Source organism: Bowmanella denitrificans, from assembly GCF_002887595.1.
Taxonomy (GTDB): Bacteria; Pseudomonadota; Gammaproteobacteria; order Enterobacterales; family Alteromonadaceae; genus Bowmanella; species Bowmanella denitrificans.
In genome coordinates, this window is sequence record NZ_PEBU01000008.1 from 106,394 (window position 1) to 118,900 (window position 12,507).

General features: G+C 50.5%; 12 protein-coding genes. All 12 read right to left on the reverse strand.

Annotated features, from left to right (window positions below):
* Nucleotides 1-12 precede the first annotated feature (12 nt).
* The 12 genes from CSR04_RS15300 to CSR04_RS15355 all read right to left on the reverse strand — a co-directional run bounded on the left by CSR04_RS15300 (nucleotide 13) and on the right by CSR04_RS15355 (nucleotide 12,467).
* Nucleotides 13-1,986, reverse strand: coding sequence for a sensor domain-containing diguanylate cyclase (locus CSR04_RS15300; protein ID WP_146027182.1), 1,974 nt, complete (start codon nucleotides 1,984-1,986; stop codon nucleotides 13-15).
* Nucleotides 1,987-2,002: 16 nt separating this feature from the next.
* A complete protein-coding gene (locus CSR04_RS15305; protein ID WP_102797180.1) occupies nucleotides 2,003-3,205 on the reverse strand; it encodes an EAL domain-containing response regulator in 1,203 nt (400 codons plus the stop codon).
* Between the two features lie 8 nt (nucleotides 3,206-3,213).
* Nucleotides 3,214-4,290 (reverse strand): protein-glutamate methylesterase/protein-glutamine glutaminase, encoded by a 1,077-nt coding sequence (locus CSR04_RS15310; RefSeq protein ID WP_102797181.1) that lies wholly within the window; start codon nucleotides 4,288-4,290, stop codon nucleotides 3,214-3,216.
* On the reverse strand, nucleotides 4,287-4,763 hold the full coding sequence (locus CSR04_RS15315) for a chemotaxis protein CheD (protein ID WP_102797182.1): 477 nt from the start codon (nucleotides 4,761-4,763) through the stop codon (nucleotides 4,287-4,289). Before CSR04_RS15315 ends, CSR04_RS15310 begins: the two co-directional genes overlap by 4 nt.
* On the reverse strand, nucleotides 4,760-5,614 hold the full coding sequence (locus tag CSR04_RS15320) for a CheR family methyltransferase (protein WP_342751402.1): 855 nt from the start codon (nucleotides 5,612-5,614) through the stop codon (nucleotides 4,760-4,762). Before CSR04_RS15320 ends, CSR04_RS15315 begins: the two co-directional genes overlap by 4 nt.
* Nucleotides 5,580-7,214 carry a methyl-accepting chemotaxis protein gene (locus tag CSR04_RS15325; RefSeq protein WP_102797183.1) on the reverse strand — a complete coding sequence of 545 codons (1,635 nt, stop codon included), beginning with the start codon at nucleotides 7,212-7,214 and terminating at the stop codon, nucleotides 5,580-5,582. The genes CSR04_RS15320 and CSR04_RS15325 overlap by 35 nt, the downstream gene beginning before the upstream one ends.
* A 14-nt stretch (nucleotides 7,215-7,228) precedes the next feature.
* Nucleotides 7,229-7,735, reverse strand: coding sequence for a chemotaxis protein CheW (locus CSR04_RS15330; protein ID WP_102797184.1), 507 nt, complete (start codon nucleotides 7,733-7,735; stop codon nucleotides 7,229-7,231).
* Complete coding sequence (locus CSR04_RS15335) at nucleotides 7,728-9,881, reverse strand: chemotaxis protein CheA (RefSeq protein WP_102797185.1); 2,154 nt, start codon at nucleotides 9,879-9,881, stop codon at nucleotides 7,728-7,730. Before CSR04_RS15335 ends, CSR04_RS15330 begins: the two co-directional genes overlap by 8 nt.
* The gene (locus CSR04_RS15340; protein WP_102797186.1) at nucleotides 9,868-10,206 is read right to left on the reverse strand and encodes an STAS domain-containing protein; all 339 of its coding nucleotides are present in this window, start codon (nucleotides 10,204-10,206) and stop codon (nucleotides 9,868-9,870) included. Before CSR04_RS15340 ends, CSR04_RS15335 begins: the two co-directional genes overlap by 14 nt.
* Nucleotides 10,207-10,214: 8 nt before the next feature.
* On the reverse strand, nucleotides 10,215-10,583 hold the full coding sequence (locus CSR04_RS15345; protein ID WP_102797187.1) for a response regulator: 369 nt from the start codon (nucleotides 10,581-10,583) through the stop codon (nucleotides 10,215-10,217).
* A gap of 9 nt (nucleotides 10,584-10,592) precedes the next feature.
* The gene (locus CSR04_RS25475; RefSeq protein WP_146027183.1) at nucleotides 10,593-11,789 is read right to left on the reverse strand and encodes a methyl-accepting chemotaxis protein; all 1,197 of its coding nucleotides are present in this window, start codon (nucleotides 11,787-11,789) and stop codon (nucleotides 10,593-10,595) included.
* 213 nt (nucleotides 11,790-12,002) lie between these two features.
* Nucleotides 12,003-12,467 carry a flagellar biosynthesis anti-sigma factor FlgM gene (locus CSR04_RS15355; protein ID WP_102797188.1) on the reverse strand — a complete coding sequence of 155 codons (465 nt, stop codon included), beginning with the start codon at nucleotides 12,465-12,467 and terminating at the stop codon, nucleotides 12,003-12,005.
* Nucleotides 12,468-12,507 lie beyond the last annotated feature (40 nt).

Consider the following 12,507-nt stretch of genomic DNA (forward strand, 5'->3'; position numbering starts at 1 on the left):
TGCCTCCTTTTCTTAATCTGCCACACAGACCTTATTCCGCCCACTTGCCTTGGCCTGGTAAAGGGCCTTGTCAGCCCGGCCTAATGTATGTTCAGTTTTTTCCGATTCCTGTAACTGTGCTACGCCCACACTTAAGGTGACTGGCATCTCCATAGATTGCTCCTCGATCAGGGCTCTAAGCTTATCAGCCAGTATAGCGGCCTCCGACAAACTGGTTTTGGGACAAATTAACAAAAACTCCTCTCCCCCCCAACGCCCCAGCACATCACTGGCCCGCACACTGTTTTTAAGTGTACGCGCCACCCGCTTAAGTACGGTGTCGCCAGCTAAATGCCCATAGTTGTCATTAATCTGCTTAAATCTGTCGACGTCCATCAGGAGCACGCTCAGCGCATCGCCATAGCGCCCCGCCCTTACCCCTTCCTGACGCAACACCGTATCCAGAAACTTACGATTGTAAAGGGACGTCAGTTGATCGGTATTAGCCAAACGCTGATACAGCTTAGCTTTTTCTTCAATTAATCGCTTGGCGGTAACTGCTTTTACCAATTTATCAGTACGTTGATTCAGCTCCGCTGACATATGCGCAAAGTTACCCACCAGTGTCTGTAGCTCACGTATACCACCAGCTTGTATTTCATCCACTGACAACGGCCGCTGACCAATTTCAGAGGTCAGACTGGCCAGTTTATTAATTGGCTCGGCCAGCGTCTTGGCATACCAGGCTCTCCTGCGCTGCACATAGGGTATGTATAAAAGCAACGCCATTGCCACAATCAGCACCAGGCCCCAGACCAGCTTTTTAACCAGACTCAGCATGTCCTGTTGCGATTGCAATACATCTGAAAGCTCATAAAACATAATAAACTGCCAGTCGGTAGACGGAATTTTCACTTGCGTCACCAGATGGTCATGCTGCTGACCGGCAATTCTGGCCACTTGCTCGTCGTTTTGCAGAAACTGCGCTAAACGCTTTGCCAGTTGCTGATCTTGCAGACTATCAAGCCGGTAACTGTCAGGCTTGTACTGGGTGCTGCTGACTTTTTCCGAATAGGTATGGCCCGACAGCTCAGGTAATCCCAGTAATTCAGACATATCATTAGACATGGCAACAATACGTTGCTGACCATCCAGCAGAAATACTTTTTTGCTGCCAATGTGTTCATCGACGAGTAGATTGTCCACCAGGGCAGCCAAACCAATATCCAGACCAACCACCCCCTCAAGAAAGTCGTTGCGATAAACCGGAGACAACGCGGACACCACCCAACCCATACCAGCCGGGTCAAGGTAGGCCGAGGTCCAGACCACCCTGCGTTCGGGGTTATGTTGCTGATCGGCCAGATAATAAAAGTTAAAATCCTGCATGTGCATGACAGGGCCGAACCTCAGTGCGGGATTGGCGATATAAGGGTAAATGCGGTTCATATTATCCCAGGAATTAAAATAAGCCTGCGCCACCGTCGGATTGGTTTGCACGATAGACTTATACAAGGTGTCTAGCCCTTCCAGGTTACGCGCTTTCCAGCGCTGCTCTGCGCCTATCTCGGTATCACCAGAATAGTACATACCTGCTCCGCCATTATCGGCAGACTTAAAAAACACGCCGTCAGCATTGGTACTAAACTGCGGTTCTGGTGCCCTCAGGGGTAAATCGGTGTGGCGGGAAAGGCTCAGATAGTGTTCATGTGACGCCCGAAACAGCACAACCAGATGGCTGACCTCACGTAACTGGCTGTCAATCAAAGCCGCCGCTTTCTGACTCAGGCCCACAACAGAAGCCTTCAGACCATTAAGCAAGGCGCGTTCTGCCACAGGCGTGGCATAAACAGATAAAAGTATTGCCAAAGACGTGAAAAGCAGTAAGCCCAGGACCAATGGGTAAACCGAAACATTGATAATCATCTGCCGGATACTTGTATCCAGGCTGATCAGCTTGGCTGGATTGTTCAAGGTTGATGACTGACTTGACTTTGGTGGTAGCAAAACTTCGCTCCCATAGCTAACTCAGCGCAGGCATACCAGCTTGCCACCATCGCAGCAAATCTTCTTCTGGCATGGGCGGAGAATAATAATACCCCTGACCAATATGACACCCCTGCGCGGCCAGGTACTTCCAATCAGATTTCTTCTCGATACCTTCGGCGACAACCTTAAGTCCCAACTTGTTGCACATGGACAAGGTACTCTCAAAAATAACCTGCAAATGCGCCTTACGGGAGACGCCTTCAATCAGACTACGGTCAATTTTCAGCTCAGTAAAGGGAATTTGCGACAGTTGTTTAATTGATGAATAACCGGTGCCGTAATCATCAATGGAGAGGCCGCAGCCGGACAATCTCAAACGGGTAAGAATTGACAACGCCTTGCCGATATCCTGAATAATGGCGGTTTCCGTCACTTCAAATATCAGCTGTTTCGCCGCGTCCCCAAGTTCTCCGACCTGCTGCATTACCCGGCCACTGAAGGCTTCATTGGCAAAAGATACCGCCGACAAATTGACTGAAATAGCGGTATCCAAACCTGCCTGTTGCCAGCGCTTTTGCTGCTCAATCGCCAGACGAATCACTTCATAGCTCAAATCATCGATGAGGCCATGTGCTTCACAAAGCGGGATGAAATCATTGGGGAACACAATCTGGTATTGATTGCATGTTAGCCTGACCAGCGCCTCAACGCCCGCCAACTGGCCGCTTTGCATGTCAATCTTGGGTTGATAATGCAGAACAAAGCGCCGCTGGGTCAGCGCCATGCGCAATTCTTCAATCGCCAGCGGCGATGACTGGGCTGTGCGGGGTTTAAAATCCAATTTGTCGCGTCGCTGGGTATAAAGTCGCAACAGACTATGCAAACGCTCCATCGACAAGGGTTTTTGAACCCCATCCAGCACCCACAACCCCTGGGTATTGGCCATCAGTTCCACTGCGGAGATCAAACTCAATTCGCGGCCGCTGACAATTATGATGGCGGAATTCCGCTTGCGGCTGGCCAACAGGTGAATCAGTTCAATACCATCCAGATCCGGCATTTCCAGATCACAAATCAATATGTCGTAATCCTGCTCCCTGGCATCGATCATGGTCAGGGCAACCCGGCCATTTTCGGCCAGCGCAACCTCACCAACACCAGCGTCCAGGCACATATTGGCAACAAATTCCCTTTGACTGACGCTGTCCTCAACAATCAACACAGAAAGCCTTTCCATCACATCTCCTAATGCGTTCGACTCTGCCGAATCAGTACATCCGGCACATCATCCAGTTCGACGACCTGCTCTGCACCACCATGTTTAATCGCCTCTTTGGGCATGCCAAACACAACGCAGCTTGCCTCACCTTGTGCATAAGTAATGGCCCCGGCCTCTCGCATGGCTAACAAGCCCCTGGCACCATCGTCACCCATACCGGTCAGAATAATGCCGCAAGCATTGCGTCCTGCGTTGCGCGCCACAGAGCGAAACAAGACATCCACAGACGGACAATGACGATTTACCACAGGCCCGGCCCGAACCTGAACATGATAAAACGCACCACTGCGGCTTAACGTCATATGCCGACCACCTGGTGCAATCAGAGCCAGACCAGGCCTGACCCGGTCACCGTCACAGGCTTCACGCACGTCAATCTGGCACAAACCATTCAGACGCTGAGCGAAGGCAGCGGTGAATTTTTCAGGCATATGCTGAACAATCACCAGGCCCGCCACATCAGCCGGAAGGGGACTGAGAATTCGCTCTAATGCAATAGTCCCACCAGTAGAGGTGCCAATAGCTATAACCTTATCAGTGGTTTTACTGAGCGCCGCAGAGGCTGGTCTTTCCTGCTGATTTTGCAACTGGGTTCTATGCCCTGCAGAAAGCGGACGGATATTGCCGACCCGGGAGGTTGCCGCCGAGCGAATAGCTTCAACCAACTGTTGCTTGCTACTTTGCAAAAAGCCTTTCACACCCAACTGTGGCTTAGTAAAGATTGCCACGGCACCGGCCGACAGCGCTTCCATGGTGGTCTCTGCACCCTGTTCGGTAAGGGAAGAACAAATAACCACGGGTGTGGGCCTGGACCCCATAATTTTTCGCAAGAACGTGATGCCATCCATTCGCGGCATTTCCACATCCAGGGTAATAACATCCGGCCAGTTTCCGCGCATTTTCTCCACCGCAAAATAAGGATCTGCGGCTGTACCAATCACTTCCATATCAGCTTGTTCAGTCACTATTGCAGCCAACATTTGCCTAACCACAGCAGAGTCATCCACGATCAATACACGAATTTTTTTCTCTGCATGACTCATGGCAATGAACTCTCGCTAAGCCTGAAAACTTCACATTCCCCCGTGTGGCTATCAAACAATAGTTTTCGTCCCTGCTCGCCACCGACATCCCGGTTAAACAACTGCCACCCCTGCTGCTGAACAAATGCGTCAGCATAGTCCACGTTGCATCTTGCCACCTGAAAGTGCCTGGCCAATCCCCGTGTTCTGGCATTTCCCGCGCCACCATACAGACTGGCCTGCACATCGCCCGCCACCAGCCCGGCCTTTTGTACCTGACGCTGAAAATGCGGCAGGATAAGTTCGGCATATTTGCCCATGGACAAAGGACTTATCGCGCCAGCCTTGGCATGCACCATCAGATAGTGGCAGATCGCAAAAAAGCCTGTGGCTGGATGCCACAGCACCAGACTGACACAAGAACCTAAAATAGTGCTGTACTGACGGGATAGTCGCCGACCTGTTGCATAACCGCCTGGCGCCAGATAAATCATGGCATAAACCGATAGCAACCGGTCCTCACTGTCTGCAGGCGGGGATCATAACCATTGATGCTCTCAGAATGTCCAACCAGCAACCATCCGCCGGGTCGCAAGTTGCTCAGTACATTTTGTACAATTCGCTGTTTGTCGGCTAATTCAAAATAAATCAAAACGTTACGTAGAAGAATCAGATCAAAGCTTTGCCCTAGTCCAGGGCCATTTATCAGGTTGTACCTAGTGAACGTCACATGGTCTCTTAACGCAGGCTTGAACATAAACCAGCCTTCGTCTTTGCCCTTACCCTTAACACAGAAGCTTTTCAGGAGATTCTGCGGGATTCGTGCGGCTGCCTGGATGGGGTAAATCCCCCGCCTGGCGGTATTCAGTACCTGCGTGTTGATATCTGTACCGACAATCTGCCAGGACGAGGCTAATCCATAGCGCTCTGCCATCAGCAGAGCAATGCTGTAAGCTTCCTCGCCACTAGATGCTGCCGCACTCCATACCTGCCACCCGCGCTGCTTTTGCTCGGCATGCAATAATTCATGGCTGATAAAATCAAAATGCTTAGGCTCGCGAAAGAAGTAAGTCTCATTGGTGGTGAGCAGATTGATCGCAAGTTGCTGTTCGTTCTCATCGGCCATTAAGCGCTTGCGATAGGCACTCAGGTTGGTCAGCTGCAGTTCACGCAGACGTTTCTGCAAACGGCCGTTGACCAGAGGTTGCTTGCTGTCATTCATATAGATGCCAGTTTTTTCGTACAACCACCTGGCTATCTGCCTGAAATCGTGCTGACTGAGATCATTGGCTATCAATGGACACCTTGGGTCAGAAGTTTTCGAAATCAAACTCGTCGTCAGCAACTTTTTCCTGCGTTTTACTCTTTACTCTGGGCGCAACATTTTGTTTTGTGTGCAAGGCTTTACGGCTTAATGAACGCCTGCTGGCAGTCGCGTTATGGTCTACCTGGAAAAACTCCATCATCTCTTGTAATTCAACCGCCTGACTGGTCAGCTCTTCCGAGGTGGAAGACAATTCTTCCGACGCCGCCGCATTCTGCTGAGTAGCCTGGGTAATTTGGCTAATCGCGGCATTTATTTCATTTGCCCCCGTGGTTTGTTCAGCGCTGGCCGCTGCAATTTCCTGTACCAGCTCAGCGGTTTTTTGAATGGAAGGCACAATTTCATCCAGCAATTTGCCAGCCTGTTCCGCGAGGGCCACGGAACTTCCCGCCACTTCCCCAATTTCCTTGGCGGCAGTTTGGCTGCGGGCGGCCAGCTTGCGCACTTCAGCAGCCACCACTGCAAACCCCCGTCCGTGCTCGCCCGCTCTACCTGCTTCGATGGCGGCATTCAGCGCCAGTAAGTTGGTTTGGTAGGCAATATCATCAATAATACTGATCTTATCGGCAATCTGACGCATGGCCACCACCGTCTGCCTGACCGCTTCCCCCCCTTCCATGGCTTCCCTGGCACTTTTGTTGGCAATGCCGTCGGTGATCTTAGAGTTGTCATTATTCTGATTAATCGAGGCACTCATTTCTTCCATGGCTGCCGAGGTTTCTTCTACACTGGAAGCTTGTTCTGACGCCGCCTGACTAATGGACTGGGCCGTGGCACTCATCTGCTCAGAGGCAGATGACAGGTTATCGGCTGCGGCCCGCACCTGGCTGATAATACCGGATAGTTTCGCCACCATCTGGTTAATGGCATACAACATGCTGTTGTTGTCACCATTCGCCAGTTGGATTTTTACCCGCAAATCCCCGGCAGCGACTTTCGAAACAATCTCTTCGGCATATTGAGGCTCACCTCCCAACTGCTTGACCAGGCTACGGGTAATGGCGATGCCCAGTATAACACTGGCCACCAGGCTCACCAGAATCAACACAATATTAATGGTCAGGGTCCGCTGGTAGTTTTGCATCGACAGATTGAATTCCTTTTCCGCCACCATCAGTTGCACATCCACCAACTTTGAGAAGCGATCGGACACAGGTTCAATGCTTTGATACAGACGCTCCAGTACAAAGCGGTCAAGCGCTGCTTTGTCATTGGTGGTCAGGATTGTCAGCAGCTCACTCACCGCATTGTCTGCGCTGATAAGCAAAGGCTTTAGCTCATTCACCAATGCCGTTTCTTCGGCCACCAGTGATGTGGCAAGATAGGCCTGCCAGGTCTGGCGCACTGTTTGCTCTGCCATGCGGATATTTTTCAGTCCTGCCTCGGCACTTAGGCCACCATTTCTGACCTTATGAGCGGTATCGACAATATTGACAGCGTACATATCTGCGATAAGTTTAAGATCTTTAAGCGGCACCACCCGGTCTTTGTATACCGTTTCCATCGCCTGGTGTTCAGACTGCATGCCCCTGATGCCCATCAATCCTATCGTCACAATCAGCAGGATCAGGACACCGGCCAGCAAGGCCAGTCGAAAGGCAACTTTCATATTGCTAAACATAATTACCCCACTTTTTATTGTTCAATGACGTTTTCGATGATGGAGGCCATTTCTTCCACCGACAGCACTTTCTCTGCATGTAACAAGATCACAAATTGTTCATCAATATTGGCTACGCCCTTAATAAACTGAGCACGAATCTTGGCTCCAAAGGTTGGTGGTGCTTCGATTTGGTGCGGCTCAATGTCCAGCACTTCGTTCACCGCATCCACCACCACGCCAAGCACAACATGATGCTGCTCAAAAGGAATTTCCAAAATGATGATGCAACTGCGTTTTTGAATCTGTGTCACGCTTTTACCAAAGCGCAGGGATAGATCGATCACGGGTACCACTTCACCACGCAGATTCAGTACCCCTTTGACAAAATCCGGCATCAATGGAATGGCGGTCACGCCACTGTATTCAATAATTTCCTTAACCGCCTCAATTCCAACAGCAAAACACTCATCGCGAAGTACAAACGTCAGATATTGGTGATGCTGGCTTGCATGCAACGGATCCAACACAACATCATTCATGTTTTTCTTTCTCCGATTTGTCTGACGCGGGCGCGCATTGGCGGCTTTCTTTATGCATGGTGAATTCAATTAACTGCGGCACATCAAGAATAAAGCCGATGTCTCCGCTGCCCATCACAGTAGACCCACCTATGCCACGAATGGCACGAAACATCTTGTTTAACGGCTTAATCACCGCCTGCAGTTCTCCTAGCAATGTTTCCACAACCAAACCGGCGCGATTCTCACCAAACTGCACCACCACCACATGTTCGCGCTGCAAACGCTGCCCCGGAATTTTCAGAATATCCCGCACCCGCACAAAGGGCAGGACTTCACCCCGTAAATTCAGGTAGTCACGCTCTACAGCCAGTGCTTCGGCATCAAAAGCCAGGCACTCCTGAATCATATTGACCGGGATCACCAGATGAGCATCACCTACCGTGACTTCAAAGCCATCAATAATGGCCAGGGTGAGCGGTAAACGAATGCGAAACCTTGTGCCCTGATTAATGTCACTGGCTATGCTGATCTGGCCACGCAGTTCCTCAATATTGCGCTTCACCACATCCATGCCAACACCGCGGCCGGATAAATTCGTTATGGCTGATGCGGTCGAAAAGCCTGGTTCAAATATCAGCTTATAGATGTCTTCCTTACTGAGCTGCTTGTCTGTATCCAGGATACCGTTTTCAATGGCTTTGGCGCGGATCCTGTCAGGATCCAGTCCAGCCCCATCATCTGTGATTTCAATCACCACAGCTCCGGCTTCATGATAAGCATTCAGACACAACTGCCCTTGCGACGGTTTACCTTTGTAAATACGCACATCCTGGGGCTCGATACCATGATCAATGGCGTTACGAACAATGTGCATAAGCGGGTCGGAAAGCTTTTCCACCATTGACTTGTCCAGTTCGGTTTCAGCTCCCAGTACCTCCAGGTTAATATCTTTGCCCAGTTCTTTACTGACATCGCGCACAATTCGCTTCAGGCGGCCGAATGATTCACCTATCTGCACCATACGCAGGCCAAGAGCTGCATCGCGGATTTGCTCAACCAGCAGGGTCATGCCGGCAAAGGACTCCTGCAGTTTTTCATGGGCCAACTGGCCGATAAGTAGCTCATTGGCAGCACCGGCCGTCACTAACTCACCAATTAAACCAATCAGATTATCCAGTTTTCTGGCATCAACCTTAAGAAACTGCAGGTCAATCGGGCGCTTGTGTTCCTGATTCTTCTGTTTACTCAGGGCTGCGCTCACCAGGCTCTTATCCACCGCCCCCTGTTTAATCAGCATATTGCCCAATGCCTCGGCTTGCCGGTTTTCCTGCAAGGCCCGACGCTGCTCAGCCAGTGCCATTTCAAGCTCACGTTTGGTCAGTGCCCCACTGTTGACCAGCGTTTCACCTAAGCGAGCATCATCCTCGGCACAGGCCTGCACCTTGTTCACCAAGGCCTTGGGGGCGCTGATCGTGACTTTGCTGCTATCCTGAATAAATTCAAACACTTCCTCTATTTGCTGCTTATCGGCACTACTAATCAGTGCCATTTGTAGGCGCAAATAACAGCACTCGGGATCAAACTCGCCATCTGAAAAATCCGCCGTGACCCTGACGTCATCTACCTGCCCGAGCGTTTGCAGAAATTTTAATTGCGAGCAGGGATCCATGCCGTCGCGAAAAACCTCCCGTCCGTAGTCTATGTGTATAGACCAATGCCCGCTGTCATCAGGAATTGGGGCCTGGCTAGTGTCTGTCAGTGGTTCATCTGACTTGGGTGGGTGCAAGTACACATCCAAAGCAGCCAGTAGTTTAGTGCCCTGGTTTTTGTCTGAGGCCAACTCAGGGTCAGCAATGGACTGGATCATCTGCACCATATGACGATGACAATCCAGCAGCAGCTCGGCCAGGGCTGGGGTAAACTCCAGCTTGTCTGCGCGAACTTGCTCTAAAACACTTTCAACGCTGTGCGTAAAGGCCACGATGGCATCAAAGCCAAACAGTCCTGCTGATCCTTTAATGGTGTGAGCGGCACGAAATATGGCATCGATATGTGCGTCTATTGTGGCATCACCGGCCTCAACCTCGAGCAGACAGGATTCCATCACGTCCAGCAGTTCTTCTGCTTCATTGATGAACAGCAGTTGAGCTTCATGCATGTCCATTGACTGGCTCCTGAGGGTTGTCCGCCAGCGGCTGAAAGTCAGCATCCAGTTGATAAAGGGCAAAAACCTTTTGCACCACATCATTGTCGGCCATGCTCAGAACAAACTCAGTATGCTCTGGCATACGGCTTTTCAGCCACCAACACAACTGCATTCCGGCCGAGTCAAATTCCAGCAGGCTGGAGAGATCCAGAATCAGCTTTTCGGGAGGCTGTTCGGCCAGCTCGCTTAGTTGCAAAAAGGCCTCACGCACATTGAAAATACTCAGCTCACCGTCGCACTCAACAACAGTGAAGTCCGCCTTGTTAAACAGATTAATCGCCATAACAACGCTCAGGGCAGAATAAGTTTATTCACTGCATCCAGCATTTGCTCAGCCTTAAAAGGTTTCACTACCCAGGCCTTGGCACCGGCGGCTTTACCCGCGGCTTTTTTGTCATCGGCACCTTCGGTTGTCAGCATAATGACAGGGGTAAAGCGGTAAGCTGGCAGTTTCTTTAGCTCGCTGACAAAGGTAATACCGTCCATGTTTGGCATATTCACATCTGAAATGACTAAGTTAATTTTCTGCCCGCTCAGCTTAGCCAGTGCATCCTGTCCATCCACTGCTTCAATGACGTCAAAGCCAGCACTTTTTAACGCAATACCCACTACCTGGCGAATGCTGACAGAGTCATCGACTATCAATATCGTTTTGCCCACAACGGCTCCTTAAAAAAAAGTGACGTCTGAATTTTCCTGCGGTTTGCCTTTGCTCTTCCCCCCGCGATGAACAGCCGCCTGTTCCATCGTGGTATAAGTGCTGCTCAGTGCATTCAACCAAGCCTGAATATCTATGGGTGGGGCCAGCTCACCGGTTTGTAGCAACTGCTGATGCTGATCAAGTGTATGCTGTAACTTGTGCATATCGTCTTTGATATGCCCGAGGATTTGGCTGATTCTGTCCTGAAACTGCAACCCCACCAGTACGTCACCGACATCTTTTTGAATCTGATGACTTTCATCTTCCAGCACTTTGGCCGACTCAATTATTCCCTGGCCTGATTCCTTAAAGCTGGACAAAACGTTACCTATACTGGCCTGTGCATCAGCCATTTGTTGTTCGTCTTGCTCTGCGAACTTAGTGGTGCGGGAAAGGGTTTTCTGCAGCGTTTCATTGGCCTGGTCAATTCGCTGTGTGATCCGGGCCCCCGTCTCACCAGAGCGGGTTGACAAGGTTCTCACCTCATCCGCCACCACAGCAAAACCTCGCCCCTGCTCCCCTGCTCTGGCAGCCTCTATAGCGGCATTCAGGGCCAGCAAATTCGTTTGTGAAGCAATACCGGCGACCTCTGCCCCCATCGCTTTAAGCTCATCGGTAATGGCAGCAAGTTCGGTAATTTCCTTTAGCAGTTCACGACGATTGGCCATGGCTTGCTGCAGTATGTGCACTATTTGGCCAAGTTCAGTGTCCGCCTCCTCTATCACCTGACTCAGGCCTTGCTGGCCCTGCATACCGGATGCGGTCTTTCTGGAGGTCTGTACCGAGACTTGCAACTGTTCATGAATATGGCTGAAGCGTTGCACCAAATCATTGATATTGCTTTCCACCTGCTGATTCACCAGGTCCTGCAGACTGGTCCACAGGGGCAACAATTCCAGCAGGGTCTGCTGGTAGTTAGCCAACAGTTGGCGCTCTGACTCTGCCGGATTTTGCATCGGCAGCTCCTCAACAGATGGATCTTTTGCAACTGTCACAGCAGATAAATACCAAAAAGCCAGCAAGCCTGCCATGCCCAGCAAAGTACCACTGAGCATCAGGGCCCAAGATGCACCGCTTAACCAAAGACAAATGACCGGGGGGAGAAAAGCCAGCACGACAGTGCCGACCAGCAACAGCCTGTTGTTGCCTGAATGAATATCAAGCATGGTATCTCCCGTTATTTGATTGTCTGGTGAGAACATGCGCATCAGGCATACAGACTCCTTCCAACTGGTACCAATAAGATCAGCCACGCCAGCACCGCAAACTGCCTTAAAACTGCTCCACTTAGGTGTTGAATCCTAAGGAGTTTTAAGCGTAGACCTGGATATGGAAACTGCAAAGTTCAATTTATGCGGTTGCTTATCAAAGCGTCCAGACTATATGTTGGTAAGGTTAAGAATATCTTTGTAACGCGTAAGTCGCGGATCCTGAGCCTTGTTTTGGCTTTCTTCCTTAGCCGCGCGCTCCGCCGCTTCGCGGATTAATTCTTCCAGTTTGTCTTTCAGCGCCTTTAGCTCTTCCTCCATCATGTTCAGGGATTCCTGCTGTTTGGGGCTGAGACTGCCTTTACTTTTCATCGACTCGATTGCACTTTCCAATTGCTCAATCTTTTCCTTCAGTTCTTCAATTTTTTCTCTGTCCAAACCAAGTCGATTGGCCAGCATAGCGTCCATCAGGTCATCCATAAAACGCTGTTGTTTGGATTTATCACTGAGGGAAACCTGATCTTGCTGCGGATCCAGTGCGGCGGTGTCTGTTTGCCGCCCGCTGGCAGTTGTCTGCCCCTGGGCCCCAGCAGAAGAGGATATAGGAAGGGGTTGATTACTGGTATTAATGTGCATCTTGCGTCCTGCCTGGCTGATTAGCTGAGAATCAGACTAT